This window comes from Pseudomonas sp. NCHU5216 (assembly GCF_052156495.1).
Lineage (GTDB): Bacteria > Pseudomonadota > Gammaproteobacteria > Pseudomonadales > Pseudomonadaceae > Aquipseudomonas.
Window position 1 is genome coordinate 1 of sequence record NZ_JBQLIX010000017.1, and the last position, 24,581, is coordinate 24,581.

Genomic DNA, 24,581 nt, shown 5'->3' on the forward strand with positions numbered 1-24,581 from the left:
CCGATACCAGAAGCCTGGCATCGGATTTTCGTGGAAGCCCCGCGGGGGCTCAAATGCTTAAGTGAACAGCATTACGCACTAGGCGGGGCTTTTTATTGAGCTTCAACCCCAACATCCCTGGCAGGTGTAGGGTCAATCTACTCTGATGTCAGCGAGCCATCAATCCCAGCTCAACGCCCCACCCGTCTGATACTCGATCACGCGGGTCTCGAAGAAGTTCTTCTCTTTCTTCAGATCCATGATCTCGCTCATCCACGGGAAGGGGTTGGTGGTGCCTGGGTACTCTTCCTTCAGGCCGATCTGAGTCAGGCGGCGGTTGGCGATGAATTTGAGGTAGTCCTCCATCATCGCGGCGTTCATGCCCAGTACGCCGCGCGGCATGGTGTCACGTGCGTATTCGATCTCCAGTTGGGTGCCCTGCAGGATCATCTGGGTCGCTTCGTCCTTCATTTCGGCGTCCCACAGGTGCGGGTTTTCGATCTTGATCTGGTTGATCATGTCGATGCCGAAGTTCAGGTGCATGGATTCGTCACGCAGGATGTACTGGAACTGCTCGGCGGTGCCGGTCATCTTGTTGCGGCGGCCCATGGAGAGGATCTGGGTGAAGCCGCAGTAGAAGAAGATGCCTTCCAGTACGCAGTAGTAGGCGATCAGGTTCTTGAGGAACTGGCGATCGGTTTCCGGGGTGCCGGTCTGGAAGGTGGGGTCGCTGATCGAGCGGGTGTACTTGAGGCCCCAGGAGGCTTTCTTCGCGACGCTCGGGATCTCGTGGTACATGTTGAAGATTTCGCCTTCATCCATGCCCAGCGATTCGATGCAGTACTGGTAGGCGTGGGTGTGGATCGCTTCCTCGAAGGCCTGGCGCAGGATGTACTGGCGGCACTCGGGGTTGGTGATCAGGCGGTACACGGCCAGCACCAGGTTGTTGGCGACCAGGCTGTCGGCGGTGGAGAAGAAGCCGAGGTTACGCTTGACGATGCGGCGCTCGTCTTCGGTCAGGCCATCGGTGCTCTTCCACAGCGCGATGTCGGCGTTCATGTTCACTTCCTGCGGCATCCAGTGGTTGGCGCAACCATCCAGATACTTCTGCCAGGCCCAGTCGTACTTGAAGGGTACGAGCTGGTTGAGGTCGGCGCGGGCGTTGATCATCTGCTTGTCGCCGACGTGTACGCGAGCGCCTTCGCCTTCGAGTTCGTCCAGGCCTTCCTGGATGTCGAGGTCGTTCAGGGCTTTCTTGGCGCGGGCCACGGCGTCGGAGTCGGAGGCCTCCACGGCGCGCGCTTCGAGGGCGGCGTCACCGCCGACCTGGTTCAGCGCGTCGAGGCTCATGTCGCCCGGTTGTGCGGTGGTTTTCTGTGCGACGGCGGCTTCTGCGCCGTCTTCCTTGTCGAATTCATCCCAGCTCAGCATGGTGGGGCTCCTTTCAGGAGCAGCTTCAAGCGGCAAGCTTCAAGCTGCAAGTAGTGGGTGAGGGCGGGGAGGAGCGGCTCCATCCCCGCTAGCGGCACGCGCTTGGCAATGTTGTGCGGTCAGCTTGAGGCTGACCGCTTGCAGCTTGCCGCTGCTTTATTGGCACGCCTCGCAGTCGGGTTCGTCGATGGCGCAGGCTTTGGGTACGGGCGCCGGGGCCGGGGCGGCCTGCTGGGCAGGGGCCTGGGCCTTGGCCGAGAAGCCGTCATCTCCACCAGCGGATACAGCGTTGAGCTTGCCGGTGTTGATGGTGGATTTCTCGGTGCTGGTGGCGGCCAGGGCACGGAGGTAGTAGGTGGTTTTCAGGCCACGGTACCAGGCCATGCGGTAGGTCACGTCCAGCTTCTTGCCCGAGGCGCCGGCGATGTACAGGTTCAGCGACTGAGCCTGGTCGATCCACTTCTGGCGACGGCTGGCGGCGTCGACGATCCACTTGGTTTCCACCTCGAAGGCGGTGGCGTACAGGTCTTTCAGATCCTGCGGGATGCGCTCGATCTGCTGCACGGAACCGTCGTAGTACTTCAGGTCGTTGACCATGACCGGATCCCACAGGCCGCGGTTCTTCAGGTCGCGCACCAGATAGGGGTTGATCACGGTGAATTCGCCGGAGAGGTTCGATTTCACGTACAGGTTCTGGTAGGTCGGCTCGATGGACTGCGACACGCCAATGATGTTGGAGATGGTCGCAGTCGGCGCGATGGCCATGATGTTCGAGTTACGAATACCTTTCTTCACGCGCTCGCGCAGCGGCGCCCAGTCCAGCGATTCGGAGAGGTCGACGTCGATGTACTTCTGGCCACGGGATTCGATCAGGATCTGCTGCGAGTCCAGCGGCAGGATGCCTTTGCTCCACAGCGAGCCTTCGAAGGTGCTGTAGCTGCCGCGCTCTTCGGCCAGGTCACAGGAAGCCTGGATGGCGTAGTAGCTGATGGCTTCCATCGACTTGTCGGCGAACTCGACGGCAGCGTCGGAACCGTAGGCGATGTGCTGCAGGTACAGGGCATCCTGGAAGCCCATCAGGCCGAGGCCGACCGGACGGTGCTTGAAGTTGGAGTTACGCGCCTGGTCGACGCTGTAGTAGTTGATGTCGATGACGTTATCGAGCATGCGCACAGCGGTCTTCACGGTGCGGCCGAGTTTCTCGATGTCCAGCTTGCCGTCGACGATGTGGTTGACCAGGTTGACCGAACCCAGGTTGCAGACGGCGATCTCGTCCTTGTTGGTGTTCAGGGTGATCTCGGTGCACAGGTTGGAGCTGTGTACCACGCCCACGTGCTGCTGCGGGCTGCGCAGGTTGCACGGATCCTTGAAGGTCAGCCAGGGGTGGCCGGTCTCGAACAGCATCGAGAGCATCTTGCGCCACAGATCCTTGGCCTGGATGGTCTTGTACAGCTTGATCTTGCCGTACTCGATCAGGGCTTCGTAGTACTCGTAGCGCTCCTCGAAGGCCTTGCCGGTGAGGTCGTGCAGATCCGGCACTTCACTTGGGGAGAACAGAGTCCACTTGCCGTCCTCGAAGACGCGCTTCATGAACAGGTCGGGGATCCAGTTGGCGGTGTTCATGTCGTGGGTACGACGACGGTCGTCACCGGTGTTCTTGCGCAGTTCGAGGAATTCCTCGATGTCCATGTGCCAGGTTTCCAGGTAGGCGCAGACCGCGCCCTTGCGCTTGCCGCCCTGGTTGACCGCGACAGCGGTGTCGTTGACCACTTTGAGGAAGGGCACGACGCCCTGGGATTTGCCGTTGGTGCCCTTGATATAGGAGCCCAGCGCGCGCACCGGCGTCCAGTCGTTGCCCAGGCCGCCGGCGAATTTGCTCAGCATGGCGTTGTCGTGAATGGCGCCGTAGATGCCCGACAGGTCGTCCGGCACGGTGGTCAGGTAGCAGGAGGACAACTGCGGACGCAGGGTGCCGGCGTTGAACAGGGTCGGGGTGGACGCCATGTAGTCGAACGAGGACAGCAGGTTGTAGAACTCGATGGCGCGCTCTTCGCGGTTCTTCGGTTCTTCGATGGCCAGGCCCATGGCCACGCGCATGAAGAACACCTGCGGCAGCTCGAAGCGGATGCCGTCCTTGTGGATGAAGTAGCGGTCGTACAGGGTCTGCAGGCCCAGGTAGGTGAACTGCTGGTCGCGCTCGTGGTTGATCGCGGCGCCCAGTTTCTCCAGGTCGAAGGTCTTCAGCTTGGCGTCCAGCAGCTCGAACTCCACGCCTTTTTCGACGTAGGCGGGCAGGGCCTTGGCGTACAGCTCGGCCATCTCGTGGTGGGTGGCGCTGGCGGCGATGCTGAGGAAGCTCAAGGCCTCGGCGCGGATGTTGTCCATCAGCAGGCGGGCGGTGACGTAGCTGTAGTTCGGCTCGCGCTCGACCAGGGTGCGGGCGGTCATCACCAGGGCGGTGTTGACGTCTTTTTCGGCCACGCCGTCGTACAGGTTCTTCAGGGTTTCACGCTCGATCAGCGCACCATCGACTTCGGCCAGGCCTTCGCAGGCCTCGCGGATGATGGTTTGCAGGCGGCCCATGTCCAGCGGCTGCAGTTCGCCAGCGGCGTTGGTGATGCGGATGCTCGGGTGCGGCTGGGCGATTTCGCTGCCGGCACTGGCCTTGCGCTTGCTGGCCTGGGCTTCGCGGTAGATCACGTAGTCGCGAGCAACCTTCTGCTCGCCAGCACGCATCAGGGCCAGTTCGACCTGATCCTGGATCTCTTCGATATGGATGGTGCCGCCGGAGGGCATGCGGCGCTTGAAGGTGGCGGTGACCTGCTCGGTCAGGCGCGCGACGGTGTCATGGATACGCGACGAGGCGGCAGCGGTGCCGCCCTCCACGGCGAGAAAGGCCTTGGTGATGGCGACGGTGATCTTGTCATCGGTGTAGGGGACGACAGTGCCGTTGCGCTTGATCACGCGCAGTTGGCCGGGGGCGGTGGCAGCCAGATCCTGGGAGGAGTCGGCGGCCTGCGGCGCCACGGCCTGCGGGTTCTCGCGAGTGGTGTCGGTATGCATGGAGATCTCCGTGTTCTGTAATTTTCAGGTTGGACATCACGATTGGAAACCGTGCCTTGTCCGCCGTTCATTCCATTAACAACTAAGCCGCACACGGCTTGGGCCGGTACGGGGTGGTGCAAGAGCGTGCAGGCTGGGCGCTGCCTGGCTGCGTGCGAAGCGCCTGCATCGGCTGCGTTCGCATGAAGTCCGATGGCCGTCCTGGCGCTCGACGCAAAGCGAGGCATTACCACAGCTCGCCTACTACATATAGTGTTCGGCGCACGATTCGGCTCGTCGCCTGCATCAGCCTCAGGCGCCTGCAAGGCGACCTGGGTGGGCATAGCCCGCATCACGGCTGGGCTTATGCAATGTACTTGGCAAAAACAGTAGAAAAAACCTGGCGTCAAGGGCTTGCGCGTTGTGCTTTTTTTGTGTCCTGTTTTTCCCTGCGACCCAATATCTGGTGGGTGCCGTGCAATGGGGATACAAGATAGTGCGCTGCTTGAGGTATTGCAAGGCGCTCGCAACAGAACAACCTGTGGATAAGATGTGCGTGCCTTGTGGGTGCCTGCGGCCAACCCCGCATGTGCTCTGGCTCAGGCCGCCTATGACCGCTCGTCGCCCTCGCTGGACGGTGCGCAACGAGGCGGCGAAGGTGTTTCTCAGCGCATAGCCTAACACTATATCTAGGGTCTGTTGCCGTTTCGCGCACGGCCGAGCCTGGGGCCATTTGGCGCAGTGATGCAGCTCGCCTGAGCACGGCAACAGCCCTAGAATGAGCGCCGTTCGCCAAGCAGCGAGGTGGGGTGTGGAACGAGAAGGGTGGCAGATCCTCATTGTCGAGGATGACCAGCGCCTGGCGCAGTTGACCCAGGAGTACCTGGAGGGCAACGGCCTGCGCGTGAGCATCGAGGCCGACGGCGGCCGTGCCGCGGCGCGCATTCTGGCCGAGCAGCCGGATCTGGTGGTGCTCGACCTGATGCTGCCGGGCGAGGACGGCCTGAGCATCTGTCGCAAGGTGCGCGACGGTTACAAGGGGCCGATCCTGATGCTGACTGCCCGCACCGATGACATGGATCAGGTGCTCGGCCTGGAGATGGGCGCGGACGATTACGTGTGCAAGCCGGTACGCCCGCGTGTGCTGCTGGCGCGCATTCGTGCCCTGCTGCGCCGCCGCGAAGGCAGCGAGGCCGAGCGTGACGAGGGTGAACCACGCCGCCTGCAGTTCGGCCCGCTGGCCATCGACAAGGCGATGCGCGAGGCCTGGCTGGGCGAGCAGGGCATCGAGTTGACCAGCGCTGAGTTCGATCTGCTCTGGCTGCTGGCGGTCAATGCCGGGCGCATTCTCTCCCGTGAGGAAATCTTCAACGCCCTGCGTGGCATCGAGTACGACGGCCAGGATCGCTCCATCGACGTGCGCATCTCGCGTATTCGCCCCAAGATCGGTGATGACCCCATGCATCCTCGGCTGATCAAGACGGTGCGCAGCAAGGGCTATCTGTTCGTTCGCGAGGCGGCCGAGGGTTTGCTGTGAAGGCGTCGACGGACAGCCGCCAAGCGGCGGCAGAAGGTGCCTTTCCCACCCTGAGCACCCGGCGTTTTCAGTTGCGGGAGATCGTTCAGGAGGACATCCGCGCCATCTTCCAGGGGCTGTCCCACCCAGAGGTGATCCGCTACTACGGGGTGTCCTACGCCACGCTGGAGGCGACCCAGGAGCAGATGGACTGGTACCGTGAGCAGTGGCTCGAAGGCACCGGCATCTGGTGGGGCATCTGCCGCGCGCAGGCACCGGCCGAGTTGCTGGGCGCATGCGGCTTCAATGATTGGGAGTCGCGTCATCGGCGCGCCGAGATGGGCTATTGGCTGATGCCCGAACACTGGCATGGTGGGGTGATGCGCGAGTGCGTGGAGGCCATCGTCAGCCATGGTTTCGCGGCCATGGGGTTGCACCGTATCGAGGCGATGGTCGACACCGACAATGTCGCCAGCAGCGCCCTGCTGCGCGGCCTGGGCTTCAGCCATGAGGGCGTGCGCCGCGAATGCGAATATCAGGACGGGCGCTATATCAGCCTGGACAATTTCGGCCTGCTCAGCCGGCAATGGTCGGCGCGATGAACTCCATCTTCCTGCGCATCTACGGCGGCATGCTTGCCGCGCTGGTGCTGGTGGCCCTGCTCGGTGTGGGCACGCTGCATCTGGTCAACGAGGTGCGCAGCGATCAGTACCGTGAGGGGCTGGCGCGCGGTACCTTCCGCCTGATGGCCGACAACCTGAAGAGCATGGACGAGGTGGAGCGGCGCCGGGCGCTGGTGGTCTGGTCGCGTTTGCTGGGCATCCCCCTGCGCGTGCAGACACTGGATGAGGCGCGGCTGGACAGCCGCGAGCGCAAGCACCTGCAGCGCGGTAACGTGCTGGTGCGCCAGACCGGGCCGCACTCGGCCAAGGTCTATGCTGTGCTCGAGGACAAGGCGCCGCTGCTGTTGACCGGCGAAGTGCGGCAGATCAGCGAGCAACTGGCCCGCGCCACCAATTACCTGCTGATCGATGAGCTGATCCGTTACCCGGTCGACGAGCAGCCGCAGCGCCTGGCCGAGTTGAAGGAGGCCAAGCAGTTCGGTTTCGACCTGCATCTGGTGCGCCTGGAGGACGCGCGGCTCGACCTCGATCAGCGCCGCCGTATCGATGAAGGCGATACGGTGATGGCGCTGGGCCGCGGCGGTGATTCCATCCATGTATTCTCCGGCATCGTCGACACCCCCTGGGTGCTGGAGATCGGCCCGCTGTACCAGATGAACCCCTATCCACCGCAATTGCTGGTGCTGATCGGTGCCCTGGGCCTGAGCCTGATCGGCTTGATCGTCTACCTGCTGGTGCGCTCCCTGGAGCAACGCCTGCGGGCGTTGGAGAGCGCCGCCACGCATATTGCCAGTGGTCGCCTGGACGCCCGTGTGCCGACCCGTGGTGCCGACTCGGTGGGGCGCCTGGCCAGCGCCTTCAACGCCATGGCCGAGCACCTGCAAAGCTCGCTCAGCACCCAGCGCGAACTGGTACGCGCGGTGTCCCACGAGCTGCGCACACCGGTGGCGCGCCTGCGCTTCGGCCTGGAGATGATCGCCGATGCCGAGAGCGACAAGGCGCGGCGCAAGTACATGGAGGGCATGGACAGCGACATCCAGGACCTCGACAAGCTGGTCGACGAGATGCTCACCTACGCCCGCCTGGAGCAGGGCTCGCCGGCGTTGAACTTCCAGCAGGTGGAGCTCTGTGGCCTGATCGATCAGGTGATCGAGGAGCTGGCGCCGCTGCGGGCCAGCGTGCAGGTTCAGCGAGCGCCACTGGTCAGCGTGCTAGGCCAAGACAGTTGCTGGGTCGAGGCCGAGCCTCGCTACCTGCACCGGGCGTTGCAGAATCTGGTGAGCAATGCCATGCGCTACGCCGAGGGGCGGGTGCTGATCAGTTGCCGCCTCGGCCACAAGCGCTGCCGCATCGATGTCGAGGACGATGGCCCAGGGGTACCGCAGGAGGCCTGGGAGCGCCTGTTCAGCCCCTTCCTGCGCCTGGACGACAGCCGCACGCGGGCATCGGGCGGGCATGGCCTGGGGCTTTCGATCGTGCGTCGGATCATCTACTGGCATGGCGGGCGGGCGCAGATCGGCCAGAGCGAGACGCTGGGCGGCGCCCGGTTCAGCCTGGTGTGGCCGCGGCGCCAGGGAGAGTAGGGCGCGATGGCGTGCTGAGCCTGGTGCGCATAGCGCACCCTACCGACGACCCGTAGGGTGCGCTATGCGCACCGGATGATCAGCTAGCCGTAGGGTGCACCGCGCGCACCGTTTATCTATCCGGCAGCTACTGCCACCAGGCTCAACACCTTGTCCTCGAACAGGGCGAACTGGCCGTCCAGCTCGGCGCCATGCCGCCATTCGTGGTGCAGATCCATCAGCAGGCGCAGGCGTACGCTGTCCTTACCGATATCCAGCAGCTCGGCATCGTGAAAGTAGAAGCGCGTCAGGGTCAGCGGGTAGAGCGCCTTGAACAGGCTTTCCTTGAACGAGAAGGTCAGGCTGATGCGCAGGGCGCGGGCGTCGTCGTCGAGGCCGTGCAGGCGCTGTTGCTCGTCCGGGGTGAGGATTTCGCCTTGCAGGCGCAGCGCTCGCTCGACCGGCAGCAACTGCTCCACGTCCAGGCCGATGCCACGCCACTGCGTCTGGTGTGCCACCAGCGCAGCGGCCCAGCCATCGCCGTGGGTGATGGAGCCGGCCACACCCAGCGGCCATTGCGGCGCGCGGTCGCTGCCCACGGCCGGCACGCTGGCCTGGCCGGTCAGCCGGCGCAGGGCCTCGCGCGCGCACAGCCGGCCTGCCAGATACTCGCTCTGACGCTTGGCCACGCCCGGCACCGGGGTGATGCCGCAGCGCTGGAAGTCGTCGGCGTGCAGCCGGGCGGGATCGAAGCGGGTGCTGATCAGGTGGCTGCCAGCCAGGGGGCGAGGCAGTGGGTCATGCGCGTCGAGCGCGCTGCAGCAGGCGGGGTGATGGTCGTTCATGGGCCGGCATTGTGCCGCGACGGGAACTCGCCAGTCATCCTCCGTTTACATTTCTTTGCAGGCGGCAACAAAGATAAACGGACGTTCGTTCCGCTTTTTGTCACACTCATCCGGCATTCACAAAGAATGCAGGTGAGGTTGTAGCAGGTGCCCTGCACCGGCTTTTTCTCCAGATTCGAGAACGGCAGTCCTGTTGGGCTGCCGTTTTTTTTGGCCTCGATATTGGTTGTTGCGCGGCGGCTCAGCGGAGCAGGCCGAACTCATCGGCCAGCTTGCGATATTCGGCCACCTGCTGGTGCACGAAGGCTTCCAGTTCCGGGCCTGTCATGGCCAGGGGGAGCAGGTCGAAGTGTTCGCGTTGGGCGTTGAAACTTTCCTGGGTGAGCAGGGTTTCAAACTGCTTCTGCCACCACTGGAAGTCTGCATTGTCGACCTCTGGCCCCATGTAGAAGCCACGCACGATGGGCCAGACGACGTCGTAGCCCTGTTCCTTGGCGGTAGGGATCTGCGCCAATTTGCCGGGCAGTCGTTCTTCGGCAAGGATTGCAAGGATGCGCACCTTGCCCGCCTCCAGTTGCGCCGTCGCCTCACCAAAACCGCTGACTACCGCCTGTACATGGCCACCGAGAAGAGCCGTCATGGGTTCGCCGCCACCCTCGAACGCCACGTAGCGCAGGTTTTCCGGCACGACCTCGGCACTGCGGGCGATCAGTGCCGCTTGCATCCAGTCCTGGCTGCCGACGGTGCCGCCAGCGCCGATCACCAGCCCAGCCGGGTCTTTCTTCAGTTGCTGGATCAGATCGTCGAAGCTTTGCAAGGGCGAGTCGCGACGCACGATCACGGCACCATAGTCCGTGCCGATGGCCGCCAGCCAGCGCACGTCGTTTTCGTCGTAGCGGCCAAACTTGCCTTGCGCCAGATTCAACAGCGAGCCACTCGACCAGGCGGTGATCACACCGGCCTCCTTGGGCCGCTGCGCCACCACCGTGTTGTAGGCGACGGCGCCGATGCCGCCGGGCATGTAGGTGACGCGCATTGGCGCCTTGAGCAGGCCGCTGTCCTTGAGGCCGCTCTGGGCCAGTTTGCAGGTGATGTCGAAGCCGCCACCGGGCTTGGCCGGGGCGATGCATTCGGGGCGTTTCGGTTCGGCCAGCGCAAGGCTGGTGCCAAGCAGGCTCGAGGCCATCAGCGCGACGAGAGGGACACGGTTTTTCATCTGTTCTCCTGTGGAGTTTTATTGTGGTGCTGGCTGACCCGGCGACGCCGGCGTCAGGACGACGAGCGGGATGCGCAGAGGCATCCCGCTAGTTTCTGGGTTCAGTCGTTGCCGAGCTTGAGCCTGTCGGGCTGGCGCTTCTCGATCGCATGCTTGAGCAGCGCCGCGCTGCGGAAGATGCCGTGGGCGAACTTGCCGTAGGGCATGGTGAGGAAGAACGCCATCACCGTGCCGAGGTGGAGGGCCAGCAGCACGGCCATCGCGCCGCTGTCGCGCCAGGCCAGCAAGGCCAGGCCGGTCAGGCTGATCAATAGCAACAGCAGGATGAAACCGCGATCCATCGGTGCCTGGGCGCGGTCGCCCTGTTCCGGGGCGCGGCGATGGTTGAGCCAGAGCAGGCCGGCAGGGCCGATCAGTAGGCCGATACCGCCCAGGGTGCCGAGCAGCACCGGCAGACTCAGCAGCGGGTAGGGCGCGTGCAGGCCGAGCAGGTAGTGATAGAGCGTGGCCACGCTGGTGGACGCCAGGCACAGCATGAAGCCGTAGAAGGTGAAGTGGTGGAAGCGCCGGCGCCACAGGGTGAAGTGGTCGCTGTCGTTGTTGCAGCCTTGTCCGTGGCCGCCGTCGAGGTACTTGAGTTTGAGTACCGCGCCGGAGGCTTCGGCGATGGCTGCACCACTGGCCAGCGCTTGTGCATCGGCGGGGCTGATCGCCCGCCAGAAGCGGGTGACGCCAATGGCCAGGGCGAGGATGGCGAAGCCGAAGGCAGCGCCGAACATCAGGGCCAGGGTGTTGTGCGGGAAGATCGCGTAGAAGTTGCCGGCCAACTGCCCGGGAAACAGCGTGCCCTTGACCAGCAGCGTCAGCAGCAGGAACAACGCCAGCGAGCCTGCCAGGGCCAGCGACAGGGTCAGGCCGTTGCGCTGGTAGAGCGTGCCGAGTTTGCCGGGCCAGGCGTACTCGATATAGGTATCGAGGCGTACCTTGGCCATGGCTTGCGGCACGTTCACGGCGAACTCGTGCGGTGGCGCGTACTGGCAGGCATGCAGGCAGGCGCCGCAGTTGTGGCAGAGGTTGGCCAGGTAATGCACGTCGGCCTTGGCGAAATCCAGGCGGCGGGTCATGGCGGGAAACACCGCGCAGAAGCCTTCGCAATAACGGCAGGCGTTGCAGATATGCATCTGCCGGTCGACTTCGGCTTCATGAACGTTCAGCAGGGGAATCAGGCTTTGCTGCTCCGCGCTCTTGCTTTGAGAGGCGATTTGAATGATTTCAGGCGATTGCACGGGATTCTCCAGCGCTTGTTGTAGTGGGGCCATGGCCGGCTGCTGCGGCAGCCTGGGTGCCGGCGATGCGGCCGAAAGCGGTGCCGATGGACATGCCGACGCCCGCCGTATAGCCCTTGCCGAGGACGTTGCCGGCCATCATTTCGCCCGCCACGAACAGGTTCGCGCTGGGTTTGCCGGCAAAGCGCACGGCGGCGCTGTCGTCGGTCTTCAGGCCGAGGTAGGTGAAGGTCACTCCCGGCTTGAGCGGGTAGCCGTAGAAGGGCGGGGTGTCGATGGGGCGCGCCCAGTGGCTCTTGGCCGGCGTCACGCCTTCGGTGTGGCAGCCGTCGAGGCGGGTGTGGTCGAAGTCGTCGCCCACGCAGGCGTTGTTGTAGGTCTGCAGGGTCTTGACGAAGGCTTCGACCGGCAGGCCGAGCTTGCTGGCGAGTTCTTCCAGGCTGTTGGCCGTGGTGCCGGGAAACACCGGCGGCATGAAGCGGCCGATGGCTTTCTGGTCGATGATCGAGAAGCCGACCTGGCGGGGCTGCTGGGCCACCAGCCGGCCCCAGATGGCGTAGCGCTTGGGCCAGAAATCCTCGCCTTCGTCGTAGAAGCGCTCGCCTTCGCAGTTGACCACCACGCCCAGCGATACGCAGTCGATGCGGGTGCAGATGCCGCCGTCGTAGAGCGGCGCACGGGCGTCGATGGCGACCATGTGCGCCTGGGTCGGGTCACCAATGGTCTCGGCGCCGGCATCGATCAGGCGGCGCAGCAGCACGCCGTTATTGAAGCGGGTGCCACGGATCAGGAAGTTGTCTGCCGGGTACTCGCCACGTTCGTTGACGCCCCAGGCGTCGCGCAGCCATTCACGGTTGGACTCGAAGCCGCCAGCGGCCAATACGCAGGCGCGCGCTTCGATACGCTCGGCTGGCCAGTGCTTGCCCTCGACGTCCCGCGCAGGAATATGCGCCGCGACGAAGCGGTCGCCGTCCAGTTCGATGTCATCGACCGGCGCGTCGTAGCGGATCTGTACGCCCAGGCGTTCGGCGCTGCGGTAGTAGGCGTTGACCAACGCCTTGCCGCCGCCCATGAAGAAGGCGTTGGTGCGTGCCACGTGCAGGGCGCCGGACAGCGGCGGCTGGAAGTGCACGCCATGGCTGCGCATCCAGTCGCGGCAGGTGGACGAGGCGCGGATCACCAGGCGTGCCAGGTGCTCGTCGGTCTGCCCACCGGTGACCTTGAGCAGGTCTTGCCAGAATTCTTCTTCGGGGTAGGCGTCGACCAGTACATCCTGCGGGGCCTCGTGCATGCAGCGCAGGTTGCGGGTGTGCTGCGAGTTGCCGCCGCGCCAGGCACGCGGTGCGCCTTCCAGCAGCATGACGCTGGCGCCTGCCTCACGGGCCATCAGTGCTGCGCACAAGGCCGCGTTGCCGCCGCCTATCACCAGAACATCGATCATCTCGTCTCCTCGTTGGCGGAGGAGCACGGCATGGCCGCTCCCCCGGAATGGAGGGGACTTTAAGAGGGGGGCAACGGGCTCGAAAGGCCAGGAAATGTAGGGGGTGTTCAGTATTGCTAAACACCCAGGCGAGGTCAGGCGTCGTGTTCGTCCAGCAGATGAGCGCCTGGCCAGCGGCCATTGGCGACCAGCTCGCGGGTGGTGTCGAGGATGGCCACGCGCGCGGCCAGGGCAGCCGGGGACAATTCATCGTCGGGCAGCGACACCAGCAGATTGCGCCGGCCGGCATGGGCATCGGCGATCTGCACCACGTTCAGGCCTTGTTCGTGGGCTCTGGCGGCCACTGCTCCTGGCTGAATGGTGGCGGCGTAACCGGCCTTGACCGTGTCCATCAGCAGCGCCAGGCCGTCGACGTTCATCACCACGCTGGGTTCGCAGCGGGAGTGGGCGAAGGCATTGTTGATGGTACTGCGCAGACCGTGCTGGTCGCTGGGCAGCACCAGTGGCACCTGCGTCAGCTCGGCGAGCGTGACGTTAGCGCCGCTGGGCACATCCGGCAGCTCGGTGGGTGAGATCAGGAACAGCTTCTCGTCGAGCAGCGGCCGGACACGGCAGCGCTGGCCCGGGTCGCTGTGGAAGAGGATGGCCAGATCCAGTTGGCGTGCCTGCAACTGACTGGTCAGGTAGCCGGAGAGCATTTCCACCAGATGTAGCTGGATGTTCGGGTAGCGTTGGCGCATCACCGCGATCAGCGGCAAAGCCAGCACCGAAGAAGTGCTGGGTGCAAAGCCCAGGCTCACGTAGCCGCTCATGCGCTCGCGCTGTGCGGCCTGGGCGGCGTTCTCCGCCTGGCGCAGGGTGAGCTGGGCATGGTGCTGGAAGGCGATGCCGGCAGGAGTGGGCGAAACCCCGGTGCTGCTGCGTGTCAGCAGGCGGGTGCTGAGTTCGCTTTCCAGCTTGCTGATCTGCTGGCTCAGCGCCGAGGTGCCCACGCCCAGCTCCAGAGCCGCCCGGCCGAGGCTGCCGTGTTCGACCACCTTGAGGAAATAGCGCAGTTGTCTGAGTTCCATCGCCTGTCCGTCATCGCTGGGGAGTGCCGAGGATAGTGGTCTGGTTTGGGAAGAAAAGCGTCGAGTGCTCATCCAGTGCAAAAAAAGCCCGCACGAGGCGGGCTAAGCGTGGTTCTTGCACCAGAGCTTGAATAACGGCTCGGCGAGGAGATCACCGGCAACAGCCTTAACGCCGCAGGCGTTTCGAGCGATCGCCGTGCTGCCAGGCTTGGCATGGCCCGGCGGGCTACTCGCTGGCGCTCGTAAGGCCGCCCTACGCGTGGCTCTTGCACCAGAGCTTGAATAACGGTTCGGCGAGGAACATCACCAGGAACAGCCGTAGCACCTGCAATGCGGTGACCAGCGCCACCGACAGTTGCAGGGCTTCGGCGGTCAGGCACAGTTCGGTAATGCCGCCGGGCATCATGCCCAGCATCAGCGACAGGTGATCTTCGCCGGCCAGCCAGCCCAGCGCTTCGCCGAGCAGGGCGGCGGTGAGCATGGCCAGCAGGGTGAAAGCCAGCACGCGGGCGAGAAAGCCCGGTGCGCTGCGGAAGAAGGCGCGGTCGAAGTGGCAACCCAGGGCGCAGCCGATCAGCCACTGGCCGAACTGGCCCAGGCCTGCCGGCAGCCCCAGGTGCAGCTCGAAGCCAGCACTGGCCACGGCGCAGACGGTCAGTGGGCCGAGCATCCAGGGGTTAGGCTGTTTCAGGCGGCTCCAGAGCATCGCCAGCACGGCGCCGGCTGCCAGCAACACGGCGAGCCAGGCCCAATCCACGGGCGCGCGTGCTGGCCGAGGAACGTCCGGCAGGCTCCAGGTGAAGATGGCCGGGATCAGTAGCACCACCAGCAACAGACGCAGGCTGTGCGCGGCGGCCACACGGGCCGGTTGCGCATCGTGGCGCAGGGCCAGGTTGACCATCTCGCTGGCGCCACCGGGCATGCTGGCGAAGAACGCCGTGGCGCGGTCGACGCCGCTGCGGCGCAGGATGGCAATGCCGATCAGGCTGAGCAGGGTGGTGCCGATGGCACCCATGACGATCACCGGGAAATGGCTGATGACCTGTTCCAGCACTTCGCTGGTGAAGTGCAGGCCGATGCCGCTGGCCACCAGCCACTGGCCGGCCTTGCGCCCGCCTGGCAGCTCACTGAAGGCGCGGTTGGCCAGGCAACGCACGAGGATCACCGCCAGCAAGGAGCCGACCATCCACGGCAAAGGCCAGCCGGCGAGGCTGGCCAGGTAGCCGCCGACCGCACCAGTCAGCGGCGTTACCCACAGGTCACGCGGCAGCGGCATCAGCCTGTGCCTTGCGTTGCTTGCGTCGACGCATCCAGCGGATGCCCGGCAGGGCCAGCATCAGCACGGTCAGGCCCCAGAGCGCCAGGGTGATCGGGCTGCTCCAGAGGATCGACAGCTCGCCAGCGGAAATCGACAGGGCGCGACGCAGGTTGTCTTCCATCATCTCGCCGAGGACGAAGCCGAGGATCAGCGAGGACAGCGGGAAGTCCAGCTTGCGCAGGATGTAGCCGAACACGCCGAGCAGCACCATCAGCACCAGGTCGAAGGTGGTGCTGTGTACGGCATACACGCCCACCAGGCTGACGGCGGTGATGGCCGGTACCAGGATCCAGTTCGGCACGGCGAGCATGCGCGAGAACAGGCCGACCAGCGGAATGTTCATCACCAGCAGGATGACGTTGCCGATGAACAGGGAGGCGATCAGGCCCCAGACCACGTCGGGCTGCTGCTCGAACAGCAGCGGGCCGGGCGTGATGTTGTACAGGGTCAGGGCGCCGATCATTACGGCGGTGGTGCCCGAGCCCGGTACGCCGAGGGTCAGCATGGGGATCAGCGAGCCGCACGCCGAGGCGTTGTTGGCGGCTTCCGGGGCGGCCAGGCCACGCAGGTCACCCTCGCCGAAGCGGCCCTTGTCGCCAGCCATGCGCTTCTCGGTCATGTAGGTCATGGCGCTGGCGATGGTGGCGCCGGCACCGGGCAGGGTGCCGATGACGAAGCCGGCCAGGGCGCTGCGGATCATGGTCCAGAAGGCGAAGCAGAATTCCTTGAAGTTGAACAGCAGACGGCCGCTGGCCTTCACCGCCGCCTGGCCGGTGTGGGTCTTCTCCAGCATCAGGAGGATTTCGCTGACGCTGAACAGGCCGATCACCACGATGACGAACTGGATGCCGTCGGACAGGCTGACGCTGCCGAAGGTGAAGCGGTACACGCCGGTGGTGGAGTCCACGCCGACGGTGGCCAGGGCCAGGCCGATCAGCGCCGACATCAGGGTTTTGACCGGCTTGTCGCCGACCATGCCGCCGAGGCAGGCGATGGCGAAGACCATCAGCACGAAGTATTCCGCCGGGCCGAAGGCCACCGCCCATTTCGCCAGCAGCGGGGCGAACAGCACCACGCCGCAGGTGGCGATGATGCTGCCGATGAAGGAGCTGACCGCGGACAGCGACAGGGCGATGCCAGCCTTGCCCTGACGCGCCAGCGGGTAGCCGTCGAGGGTGGTCATGATGGCCGCGGCGTCGCCCGGCACGTTGAGCAGGATGGCGGAGATACGGCCGCCATATTCGCAGCCCAGGTACACGGCGGCGAGCAGGATCAGGGCGGTTTCCGGCGGCAGGCCGAGGGCGAAGGCCAGCGGCAGCAGCAGGGCCACGCCATTGATCGGGCCGAGGCCCGGGAGCAGGCCGACCACGGTGCCGACGAAGGCGCCGAACAGGGCCACCAGCAGGTTGTCTGGCCGCGTGGCGACACCAAAGCCCTGCATGAGGAAGTTAAGGGTTTCCATTTCAGCTCTCCACGAAGGCTTCAAGCAGGCCGAGCGGCAGGGGCACGTCCAGCAGCAGATCGAACAGTACGTACAGCAATACGCCCATCAGCACGGCGCTGATCAGGCAGGGAACGGGGCGGCCGGTGAACAGCAGGCCGAGCAGGAAGGTCGACAGGGCCGTGCTGAGCACGAAGCCGAGGGGCTCGAAGGTCAGCGCGTAGAGCAGCAGCACGGCGATGCACAGGGCGCTGCGCAGGGCAGTGGGGATATCCAGGCGCTGATCGAGCATGCCGGGTTTGATCACCAGCCACAGGCTGCCGGCGCCCATCAGGGCCAGCAACAGTAATGGGTAAGCGCGCGGGCCGACCGGGTCGTAGGCGAAGGGCGCCTGGAAGCCCCAGGCGACGACAGCGAGCCAGGCGCACAGCAGCAACCAGATCGCGGAGAACAGGCGGACGTACATGGAGATTTACCTCAAGGGCTGCGGCCGCCGAAGGGCGGCCGAGCACGGATTGCGCTGAGCGTTACTGGATCAGACCGAACTCGCCGGCCAGGGCCTTGTAGTCCTGCACCTGCTTGTGCACGAAGGCGTCCAGTTCTTCACCGGTCATCGACAGCGGGAACAGATCACGCTGTTCGCGCAGGGTGGCGAAGTCGTCGCGGGCCAGCATCTTGTCGAACTGGCCTTTCCACCAGTTGAAGTCTTCGTCGGGCACTTCCGGGCCCATGTAGAAGCCACGGATCACCGGCCAGCTGATGTCGAAGCCCTGTTCCTTGGCGGTGGGGATGTCGGACAGCTTGCCCGGCAGGCGCTCGTCGGAGAGCACGGCGAGGATGCGCACCTTGCCGGCATCCAGTTGCGGGGTCACTTCGCCGAGGCCGCTGGAGGTCACCTGGACATGGTTGCCGAGCATCGCGGTGAGGGTTTCACCACCGCCCTCGAAGGCGACGTAGCGCAGGTTCTTCGGGTCGATGCCGGCGGCGCGGGCGATCAGTGCGGTCTGCATCCAGTCCTGGCCGCCGATGGTGGCGCCGGCGCCGAACACCACGCTGCTCGGGTCTTTCTTCAGCGCGTCGACCAGGTCGTTGAGCGTCTTCCACGGGGCGTCGGCGCGCACGGTGATGGCGCCGTAGTCGGTGCCGATGGCGGCCAGCCAGCGCACGGCGTTCTCGTCATAACGACCGAACTTGCCCTGAGCCAGGTTGAGCAGCGAGCCGGAGGAGAAGGCGGTGATGGTGCCTGGATCCTTGGCACGCTGGGCGACCACGGCGTTGTAGGCCACGGCGCCGACGCCGCCCGGCATGTAGGTGACACGCATCGGCGCCTTGAGCAGGCCGGTGTCCTTCAGGCCGCTCTGGGCCAGTTTGCAGGTCAGGTCGAAACCACCACCGGGCTTGGCCGGGGCGATGCACTCGGGGCGCTTGGGTTCGGCAGCCAGCAGTTGGCTGGCGAAGGCCAGGCAGGCAGTCGCCAATGCGGCGCGGGTCAGCATGGATTTCATGTTTTCAGTCCTCGCAGGGCTTGTTGTTGTTTACCAGATCGGCAGGGTATAGCCGACGATGATGCGGTTCTCGTCCGCGTCGCGGGCGAAGTCGGAGCGGAAGCTGGCGTTGCGCACGCGCACGTAGAGATCCTTGAGTGGGCCGTTCTGCACCACGTACTTGAACTCGATGTCGCGTTCCCATTCGCCACCACGGTCGTCGCTGCCGGCAATCTGCGCATCGTCACCGCGGATGTAGCGGGTCATGAAGGTCAGGCCGGGCACGCCAACGCTGGCGAAGTTGTAGTCGTAACGGGCCTGCCAGGAGCGCTCGTCGGCGTTGGCGAAGTCGTTGATCTGCACGAAGTTGACCAGGAACGGGTCGCTGCCGTCGATGTAGGCGTAGCCGGTGTCGCCGTCCATTTTCTGGAAGCCCAGGCCGAACTTGTGGCTGCCCAGACCGTAGCTGAGCATGGCGTTGAAGGCCTGGTTGTCCACCTTGCCGGCGTTCGCCGCACCGCTGTCTCGGCTGACGATATAACGCAGGTCTGCGCTCAGGGTGCCGGTGCCGAGCTTGTGGCTGGTGAGCAGGCCGAAGAAGTGCTGGTTGTAGATGTCGTCGAGGTCGGCGAAGTAGTAGCGGCCGGTGATGCCCTTGGCGAACTGGTAGTCCAGGCCGGCCAGGTCGAGGTGGTCGGCTTCGACGTTCTTGGCGAAGCGGCTGTTCTTGCTGTTGAGCAGCATCTTCTCGGAGTTGGTCGAGGCGCGGTCGATCACCTTGTCCAGGCGACCACCAGTGAAGGTCAGGCCTTCGAGTTCGGAGGAGGTCAGCAGGCCACCCTCGAACACCTGCGGCAGCAGGCGGCTGTCGCTGGCCTTGACCACTGGCAGCTCCGGCACGTGCGAGCCGTAGCGTAGTTCGGTGGCGGAAATCTTCACCTTGGCAGTGGCGCTCACGCGACCGAACTGGTCGGGTGTGCCACCATCGTCCTGCACAGGCAGCAGGTCGGTGCCGGTACGGCCCTTGCCCGAGTCGAGCTTGATCCCCAGCAAGCCCATGGCATCCAGGCCGAAGCCTACGGTGCCTTCGGTATAGCCGGATTTCATGTCCAGCCACAGACCCTGACCCCATTCTTCGCGCTTGTTCTGGCCGTCGAATTGGCGGAAGTCGCGATTGAGGTAGATGTTGGTGGCGGTGAGGCTGGCGCTGCTGTCTTCGATGAAGGCGGCACTGGCCAGAGGGGACGTGGTGGCGGCAATGGCCAGGCAGAGCAGGCGTGCAGGCGGCAGAGCCTGACGAGAGGCATGCAACATGGTGTGGTGTCTCCGGTTCTTGTTCTTGTTGCGTGTTCGCACCACTGCGATCACGCTCAGGCAGGTGGTTCGAGCCACCTTCTGGCGATGCTAAGAGGGCAAACTTTCAACAGCCTTTCAGTGGCGCAAGTTTTTTCCGTTTGTTTCGTGCTCTGGCATTTCGGCGATTCACAGCGCCTCGCCTGGCGCTAAACTGCGCGCCTTGAACGAGCGAGTGGTGGGAGAGAAAGCGTGCGGATTCTGCTGGTCGAAGACCATCCGCAGTTGGCGGAAAGCGTCGCCCTGGCGCTGAAAGGGGCCGGTTGGACGGTGGACGTGCTGCATGACGGCGTGGCCGCTGACCTGGCCCTGTCCAGTGAAGACTATGCGCTGGCGATCCTCGACATCGGTTTGCCGCGTCTCGATGGCTTTGCCGTGCTGGCACGCCTGCGCGACCGTGGCCAGACCCTGCCGGTGCTGATGCTGACGGCGCGTGGCGAGGTCAAGGACAGGGTGCATGGCCTCAACCTGGGCGCCGACGACTATCTGGCCAAGCCCTTCGAGCTGTCCGAGCTGGAGGCGCGGGTCAAGGCGCTGCTGCGGCGCAGCGTGCTCGGTGGCGAGCAGCTGCAGCGCTGCGGCGCGCTGGTCTATGACCTGGGGGCGCGTCGCTTCACCCTCGATGGCGAGATGCTCAGCCTGACCGCGCGCGAGCAGGCGGTGCTGGAGGCGCTCATCGCCCGGCCGGGGCGGGTGATGAGCAAGGAACAACTGGCGGCGCAGGTGTTCGGCCTGGATGAGGAAGCCAGCCCCGATGCCATCGAGATTTACGTGCACCGCCTGCGCAAGAAGCTCGAGGGCGGCGCGGTGCGCATCGTCACCTTCCGCGGCCTGGGCTATCTGCTCGAAGCGGTCGACGCATGATCCGCGGTGGCAGCCTGCGTGGTCGCCTGCTGCGGCGCCTGGCGGTGCTGCTCGGGGGGATCATGCTGGTCAGCGCCATGAGCGCCTACTGGAGCGCCCGGCATGCCGCCGACACCGCCTATGACCGCACCCTGCTGGCCTCGGCGCGCGCCGTGGCCGATGGCCTGTATGCCGACGGCGGCAAGCTCAAGGCCAGGGTGCCGTACGTGGCGCTGGATACCTTCGCCTACGACAGTGCCGGGCGCATCTATTACCAGGTGATCGACCCACAGGGGCAGCAGCTTTCCGGCTACGAGGATCTACCGCCCACGCCGCCCGACACCCCGCGCACCAACGACTATCCGGCGCTCGCGCACTTCTACGATGCCGTCTATCGCGGCCAGGGGGTGCGCGTGGTGAGCCTGCTGCAACCCATCAGCGAACCGCAGATCAGCGGCATCGCCGAGATCCGTGTAGCCGAAACCCAGGGCGCGCGCGAGCGCATGGCGCGTGAGCTGCTGGTCGGTACGCTGTGGCGCATGGGCTTGCTCTCGGTCAGCGCGCTGCTCCTGGTGTGGGTGGCGATCAACCTGGCGCTGCGTCCGCTGGAGCCCTTGCGCCGCGCGGTGGCCGAGCGGGCCAGCGATGACCTGCGGCCCCTGCCCGATGCCGACATGCCGCGTGAGGTGATGCCCCTGGTGGAGGCGCTGAATCAGTTCAATGAACGCCTGCGTGGTCTGTTCGAGCGGCAGTCGGCCTTCATTGCCGATGCCGCCCATGAGCTGCGCACGCCGCTGGCTGCGCTCAAGGCGCGCATCGCTCTGGGGTTGCGTGCGCAGCAACCAGAGGATTGGCGAGCGACCCTGGAGCAGGCTGCCGAGCAGAGCGACCGCCTGACCCAGCTCGCCAACCAGTTGCTGTCCCTGGCGCGCATCGAGAGCGGGGCGCGGGCCATCACCGAAGGGGGCGCGCAGCGCATCGATCTCAGCCAACTGGCGCGTGAGCTGGGCATGGCCCTGGCGCCGCTGGCGCATGCTCGGGGCGTGGCCCTGGCACTGGAGGCCGAGGAGTCGGTATGGGTCGATGGCGAGCCGATGCTGCTCAACGAGTTGCTCAACAACCTCATCGACAATGCCCTGGCGCATACCCCCGTGGGTGGCAACCTGATCCTGCGCGTGCTGGCGCCTGCCGTGCTGGAGGTGGAGGACGACGGCCCGGGGATCCCGAGCGAGGAGCACGACAAGGTGTTCGAGCGCTTCTATCGGCGCGGCCCGCAGGGCGGTGGTGCTGGCCTGGGCCTGGCCATCGTCGGCGAGATCTGCCGCGCCCATCAGGCGCGTATCAGCCTGCATCAGGTGGTACCGCATGGCCTGCGCGTGCGGATCGAGTTTCCCCCGTCAGGGGCCGAGAGTTAGCGGCTGATTGATCTGCATGAGGTAGCGGGCAATCTTGCCGCTGCGGCGCAACTGCGCCAGGCCATGGTTGAAGCGCGCCATGCGTTCGGCGTTGCCAGGCACGCGGCGCGAGAGCAGCAGGTGCAGGCTGTCGCTGCGCAGAGGTAGCGGGTGAAAGCTCAGGCGTTGCACCTCGGCGCTGGCGAAGCGGTGGTAGAGCAGATCGAAGGCGACCACCTTGTCCAGTGGGAAGAGGTCGATGCGCCCGGCCAGCAGTTGCCGCAACCCCTGTTCGTCACTGTTGACGTGGCTGATCTGCACCTCACCGGCCGCCTCGGCGTTGCGAAAGGCCTCGCCATAGTCGTAGCCGCGCGTGGCGGCAATGCGCAGCCCGCGCAGATCCTCAACGTCGTGCCAGTCGAAGGGGTGTTCCTTGAGGTGGAAGAACTGGTAGTGGGTTTCGATCACCGGGTCGCTGATGTAGAAGCGTTCTTCGCGCTCCCGGCTTGGTAGCCAGATGGCGCTGCCGTCACGCTGGCCGTCGGCGGCCATCTTCAGCGAGCGTGCCCAGGGGTGGAATTCCCACTGCACGTCGATGCCTTCGAGGGCAAAGGCCTCGGCGACGATGCGCGAGGCGATGCCCTTGTGGGGCAGCTCAACGCCGAGGTAGGGCGGCCATTGGCCGTTGGTCAGGCGGATAGTCTCGGCAGCCTGGGCACTGGCGAATGACAGAAGCATGAGCAGAACGAGCAAACGGTGCATGGCGCTGCATCCCTGAGCGATGTCGTTCGAGTGTAGAGGTGCTTTGCCATCCCTGGCCAATGTCTTTACTGCAGCATGCCCATGGCTGCTTCCATGGCGGCGGAAAGGTCTTCGTCGGCCTGCATGTCGACGTTCGGGTCGAGGCCGAGCTTGCTGAAGGCGGGGATCTTGCTCCAGTCCAGCAGGGTGTAGGGGTGTTCGCTGCCCAGGTAGCTCTGCAGGGTGGCGACCTGGACGATGTCGACGTAATCCACCTTGGCCGAATCACGGCTGAAGTCCAGATACTGGCTCGGCACCAGGGCGATGGGCTCGGGGAACTCCCAGGTACGCAGGATCTTGTCGCCGATGATCGGGTGAATCTGCTCGATGACGTGGTTGAGGCTGATGGAATCGGCCAGCAACTCGTTGTGCTCCTCAGCGTAGGTGAGGATCGGCAGCACGCCGATCTGGTGCACCAGGCCGGCCAGGGTGGCCTGATCCGGCATCAGGCGGGTGTAGTGGCGGCACAGCACGTGGCAGATGCCGGCGATCTCGGTGCTCTTGTTCCACACTTCGCGCATCTTGCGGTCGACCACGTCGCTGGTGGCCTGGAACATCTGTTCCATGGCCAGGCCGGTGGCCAGGTTGCAGGTGTAGTTGATGCCCAGGCGGCTGACCGCCATCTGCAGGTCGGTGATTTCCTTGCTGCTGCGTAGCAGCGGGCTGTTGACCACCTTGATGATGCGTGCGGTCAGGGCGGCGTCGTTGCCGATCACCTTGCTGATCTGCGGGATGCCCACGTCCGGATCCTCCGCCGCTTCACGCACCTTCAGGGCTACCTCCGGCAAGGTGGGCAGTACCAGCTCATCGTTCTCGATGGCGTTGATCAGTTCCTGTTGAACTTTTTCGGCAAGCTTGCTCATTCACGGGCTCTCTTAGGCAAACCGGTAGGGCGCCAGGGAAGTGTAGTCAGCGCTGGATTTCTTTGTCGGCGTCCAGCTCGTAGGGCAGATCGAGGAGGGTCAGGCGTGGGCCGCCATTCGTACCGAGGTGGATGCGGCCATCGTTTACGGCATCTTCCTGCAGCACGGCGAGCAGTTCCACTGCGTCGTCGCTGCGCGCCGCCAGCACCACTTCGCCGACACTGGAGCCATGCACCGGCGAGAACAGCTCGCTGGCGATGGCAGGCACCTCGCTGCCTGGCAGGGCGAGGCGCTGCAGGCGACGCTTGAGCTTGCCCAGATACTGCATGCGCGCGACGATTTCCTGCCCGGTGTAGCAGCCTTTCTTGAAGCTTACTCCGCCCAGCGCCTGCAGGTTGATCATCTGCGGAATGAACAGCTCGCGGGTGGCGCCGAAGACCTGGCCGATGCCGGCGCGAATCTGCGCCAGCAGCCAGGCGTTGAGCGGCGCCTGTGGCAGATGGGCGGCGAGGTGGGCCTGTACCTGCGCTGCGGCGTCGGCCGGGGCCCAGAGTTCGGCGCGGCCATCGCTCAGGCGTATCCCGAGAAATTGCCCGGCGCCGGCCAGCGAGTCACTGGCAGTGCCCAGGTGCAGGCCGAGCTCGCTCAGCGCGGTGTCAGCGCCGGCCAGGCCAAAGCGAACCCAGGCGGCGCTTTCATCGCTGAGCTTGGATTTGGAGAACACGGCGTACTTCTGCAGATCGGCTTGCTGCGGCTCGATCAGCTCACGAGCCATGGCCAGCAGGTAGCCGTCTTCCACCGGGACGATGCGAAAACTCGACAGCATGCGGCCTTTCGGCGTGCAGCGGGCGCCGAGGCCGGACTGGCTGGCGGACAGGTAGTTTAGGTTGCAGGTCAACTGGCCTTGCAGGAACTTGGCGGCATCCATGCCGCGCACGGCCAGCAGGCCTTCGTGGTCGAGGAGGGTGAAATACGCGCTATCGGCCATGGTGTACATCGAATCGCTGGAGAGAAACAGGGGGCTCATCATAAGAGCAGCCGCAAGCCTCAAGCTACAAGCTTCAAGCAAAAGC

20 protein-coding genes are annotated in these 24,581 nt (G+C 64.9%); 5 read left to right on the forward strand and 15 right to left on the reverse strand.

Annotated features, from left to right (window positions below):
- Window positions 1-159 precede the first annotated feature (159 nt).
- Entirely contained in the window at window positions 160-1,410 is a 1,251-nt protein-coding gene (locus ACSVIK_RS13630; protein ID WP_442444833.1) for a ribonucleotide-diphosphate reductase subunit beta, read from the reverse strand.
- Between the two features lie 156 nt (window positions 1,411-1,566).
- On the reverse strand, window positions 1,567-4,473 hold the full coding sequence (locus ACSVIK_RS13635) for a ribonucleoside-diphosphate reductase subunit alpha (protein WP_442444834.1): 2,907 nt from the start codon (window positions 4,471-4,473) through the stop codon (window positions 1,567-1,569).
- Between the two features lie 790 nt (window positions 4,474-5,263).
- On the opposite strand from ACSVIK_RS13635, the gene ACSVIK_RS13640 reads away from it, so the two are divergent.
- Genes ACSVIK_RS13640 through ACSVIK_RS13650 form a run of 3 tightly spaced genes read left to right on the forward strand, consistent with a single transcriptional unit; the run spans window position 5,264 to window position 8,174 of the window.
- A complete protein-coding gene (locus tag ACSVIK_RS13640; protein ID WP_442444835.1) occupies window positions 5,264-5,989 on the forward strand; it encodes a winged helix-turn-helix domain-containing protein in 726 nt (241 codons plus the stop codon).
- Window positions 5,986-6,570, forward strand: coding sequence for a GNAT family N-acetyltransferase (locus ACSVIK_RS13645; protein ID WP_442444836.1), 585 nt, complete (start codon window positions 5,986-5,988; stop codon window positions 6,568-6,570). The genes ACSVIK_RS13640 and ACSVIK_RS13645 overlap by 4 nt, the downstream gene beginning before the upstream one ends.
- Window positions 6,567-8,174, forward strand: coding sequence for an ATP-binding protein (locus tag ACSVIK_RS13650; RefSeq protein WP_442444837.1), 1,608 nt, complete (start codon window positions 6,567-6,569; stop codon window positions 8,172-8,174). The genes ACSVIK_RS13645 and ACSVIK_RS13650 overlap by 4 nt, the downstream gene beginning before the upstream one ends.
- A gap of 116 nt (window positions 8,175-8,290) precedes the next feature.
- Here ACSVIK_RS13650 and ACSVIK_RS13655 read toward each other — a convergent pair whose 3' ends face one another.
- The 10 genes from ACSVIK_RS13655 to ACSVIK_RS13700 form a co-directional block, all read right to left on the reverse strand.
- Entirely contained in the window at window positions 8,291-8,998 is a 708-nt protein-coding gene (locus ACSVIK_RS13655; RefSeq protein ID WP_442444838.1) for a 4'-phosphopantetheinyl transferase family protein, read from the reverse strand.
- 241 nt (window positions 8,999-9,239) lie between these two features.
- On the reverse strand, window positions 9,240-10,214 hold the full coding sequence (locus tag ACSVIK_RS13660) for a Bug family tripartite tricarboxylate transporter substrate binding protein (RefSeq protein ID WP_442444839.1): 975 nt from the start codon (window positions 10,212-10,214) through the stop codon (window positions 9,240-9,242).
- A gap of 101 nt (window positions 10,215-10,315) precedes the next feature.
- Window positions 10,316-11,500, reverse strand: a complete 1,185-nt coding sequence (gene tcuB, locus ACSVIK_RS13665) for a tricarballylate utilization 4Fe-4S protein TcuB (RefSeq protein WP_442444840.1) — start codon at window positions 11,498-11,500, stop codon at window positions 10,316-10,318.
- Window positions 11,487-12,941 carry an FAD-dependent tricarballylate dehydrogenase TcuA gene (tcuA, locus tag ACSVIK_RS13670; protein WP_442444841.1) on the reverse strand — a complete coding sequence of 485 codons (1,455 nt, stop codon included), beginning with the start codon at window positions 12,939-12,941 and terminating at the stop codon, window positions 11,487-11,489. The genes tcuB and tcuA overlap by 14 nt, the downstream gene beginning before the upstream one ends.
- Before the next feature lie 134 nt (window positions 12,942-13,075).
- Complete coding sequence (locus tag ACSVIK_RS13675; RefSeq protein WP_442444842.1) at window positions 13,076-14,011, reverse strand: LysR family transcriptional regulator; 936 nt, start codon at window positions 14,009-14,011, stop codon at window positions 13,076-13,078.
- Between the two features lie 253 nt (window positions 14,012-14,264).
- A complete protein-coding gene (locus tag ACSVIK_RS13680) occupies window positions 14,265-15,287 on the reverse strand; it encodes an AbrB family transcriptional regulator (protein ID WP_442444843.1) in 1,023 nt (340 codons plus the stop codon).
- Window positions 15,271-16,791, reverse strand: a complete 1,521-nt coding sequence (locus tag ACSVIK_RS13685; protein ID WP_442444844.1) for a tripartite tricarboxylate transporter permease — start codon at window positions 16,789-16,791, stop codon at window positions 15,271-15,273. Before ACSVIK_RS13685 ends, ACSVIK_RS13680 begins: the two co-directional genes overlap by 17 nt.
- 1 nt (window position 16,792) lies before the next feature.
- Complete coding sequence (locus tag ACSVIK_RS13690; protein WP_442444845.1) at window positions 16,793-17,236, reverse strand: tripartite tricarboxylate transporter TctB family protein; 444 nt, start codon at window positions 17,234-17,236, stop codon at window positions 16,793-16,795.
- A gap of 61 nt (window positions 17,237-17,297) precedes the next feature.
- Entirely contained in the window at window positions 17,298-18,275 is a 978-nt protein-coding gene (locus ACSVIK_RS13695) for a Bug family tripartite tricarboxylate transporter substrate binding protein (RefSeq protein WP_442444846.1), read from the reverse strand.
- Window positions 18,276-18,305: 30 nt separating this feature from the next.
- A complete protein-coding gene (locus ACSVIK_RS13700) occupies window positions 18,306-19,568 on the reverse strand; it encodes an OprD family porin (protein ID WP_442444847.1) in 1,263 nt (420 codons plus the stop codon).
- Window positions 19,569-19,799: 231 nt separating this feature from the next.
- Between ACSVIK_RS13700 and ACSVIK_RS13705 the strand changes: the two genes are divergently transcribed.
- Window positions 19,800-20,471 (forward strand): response regulator, encoded by a 672-nt coding sequence (locus ACSVIK_RS13705; protein WP_442444848.1) that lies wholly within the window; start codon window positions 19,800-19,802, stop codon window positions 20,469-20,471.
- Window positions 20,468-21,865 (forward strand): sensor histidine kinase, encoded by a 1,398-nt coding sequence (locus ACSVIK_RS13710; RefSeq protein ID WP_442444849.1) that lies wholly within the window; start codon window positions 20,468-20,470, stop codon window positions 21,863-21,865. The genes ACSVIK_RS13705 and ACSVIK_RS13710 overlap by 4 nt, the downstream gene beginning before the upstream one ends.
- Here the strand turns inward: ACSVIK_RS13710 and ACSVIK_RS13715 are convergent.
- The 3 genes from ACSVIK_RS13715 to ygfZ all read right to left on the reverse strand — a co-directional run bounded on the left by ACSVIK_RS13715 (window position 21,848) and on the right by ygfZ (window position 24,496).
- A complete protein-coding gene (locus ACSVIK_RS13715) occupies window positions 21,848-22,606 on the reverse strand; it encodes a substrate-binding periplasmic protein (protein ID WP_442444850.1) in 759 nt (252 codons plus the stop codon). The two genes, ACSVIK_RS13710 and ACSVIK_RS13715, sit on opposite strands and share 18 nt — an antisense overlap.
- A gap of 65 nt (window positions 22,607-22,671) precedes the next feature.
- Window positions 22,672-23,508: an HDOD domain-containing protein gene (locus tag ACSVIK_RS13720; protein ID WP_442444851.1), complete on the reverse strand. Its 837-nt coding sequence runs from the start codon at window positions 23,506-23,508 to the stop codon at window positions 22,672-22,674.
- A 46-nt stretch (window positions 23,509-23,554) separates the two neighbouring features.
- Window positions 23,555-24,496 (reverse strand): CAF17-like 4Fe-4S cluster assembly/insertion protein YgfZ, encoded by a 942-nt coding sequence (gene ygfZ, locus ACSVIK_RS13725; RefSeq protein ID WP_442444906.1) that lies wholly within the window; start codon window positions 24,494-24,496, stop codon window positions 23,555-23,557.
- Window positions 24,497-24,581: the final 85 nt, after the last annotated feature.

Excerpts from the sequence above, each read along its gene's own strand:
- ACSVIK_RS13630 (WP_442444833.1), bottom strand. The coding sequence starts at position 1,410 with ATGCTGAGCTGGGATGAATTCGACAAGGAAGACGGCGCAGAAGCCGCC.
- ACSVIK_RS13715 (WP_442444850.1), bottom strand. The coding sequence starts at position 22,606 with ATGCACCGTTTGCTCGTTCTGCTCATGCTTCTGTCATTCGCCAGTGCC.
- ACSVIK_RS13700 (WP_442444847.1), bottom strand. The coding sequence starts at position 19,568 with ATGTTGCATGCCTCTCGTCAGGCTCTGCCGCCTGCACGCCTGCTCTGC.
- ACSVIK_RS13660 (WP_442444839.1), bottom strand. The coding sequence starts at position 10,214 with ATGAAAAACCGTGTCCCTCTCGTCGCGCTGATGGCCTCGAGCCTGCTT.
- ACSVIK_RS13650 (WP_442444837.1), top strand. The coding sequence starts at position 6,567 with ATGAACTCCATCTTCCTGCGCATCTACGGCGGCATGCTTGCCGCGCTG.
- ACSVIK_RS13675 (WP_442444842.1), bottom strand. The coding sequence starts at position 14,011 with ATGGAACTCAGACAACTGCGCTATTTCCTCAAGGTGGTCGAACACGGC.
- ACSVIK_RS13695 (WP_442444846.1), bottom strand. The coding sequence starts at position 18,275 with ATGAAATCCATGCTGACCCGCGCCGCATTGGCGACTGCCTGCCTGGCC.
- ygfZ (WP_442444906.1), bottom strand. The coding sequence starts at position 24,496 with ATGGCCGATAGCGCGTATTTCACCCTCCTCGACCACGAAGGCCTGCTG.
- ACSVIK_RS13690 (WP_442444845.1), bottom strand. The coding sequence starts at position 17,236 with ATGTACGTCCGCCTGTTCTCCGCGATCTGGTTGCTGCTGTGCGCCTGG.
- ACSVIK_RS13635 (WP_442444834.1), bottom strand. The coding sequence starts at position 4,473 with ATGCATACCGACACCACTCGCGAGAACCCGCAGGCCGTGGCGCCGCAG.
- ACSVIK_RS13685 (WP_442444844.1), bottom strand. The coding sequence starts at position 16,791 with ATGGAAACCCTTAACTTCCTCATGCAGGGCTTTGGTGTCGCCACGCGG.
- tcuA (WP_442444841.1), bottom strand. The coding sequence starts at position 12,941 with ATGATCGATGTTCTGGTGATAGGCGGCGGCAACGCGGCCTTGTGCGCA.
- ACSVIK_RS13680 (WP_442444843.1), bottom strand. The coding sequence starts at position 15,287 with ATGCCGCTGCCGCGTGACCTGTGGGTAACGCCGCTGACTGGTGCGGTC.
- ACSVIK_RS13710 (WP_442444849.1), top strand. The coding sequence starts at position 20,468 with ATGATCCGCGGTGGCAGCCTGCGTGGTCGCCTGCTGCGGCGCCTGGCG.
- ACSVIK_RS13720 (WP_442444851.1), bottom strand. The coding sequence starts at position 23,508 with ATGAGCAAGCTTGCCGAAAAAGTTCAACAGGAACTGATCAACGCCATC.
- ACSVIK_RS13655 (WP_442444838.1), bottom strand. The coding sequence starts at position 8,998 with ATGAACGACCATCACCCCGCCTGCTGCAGCGCGCTCGACGCGCATGAC.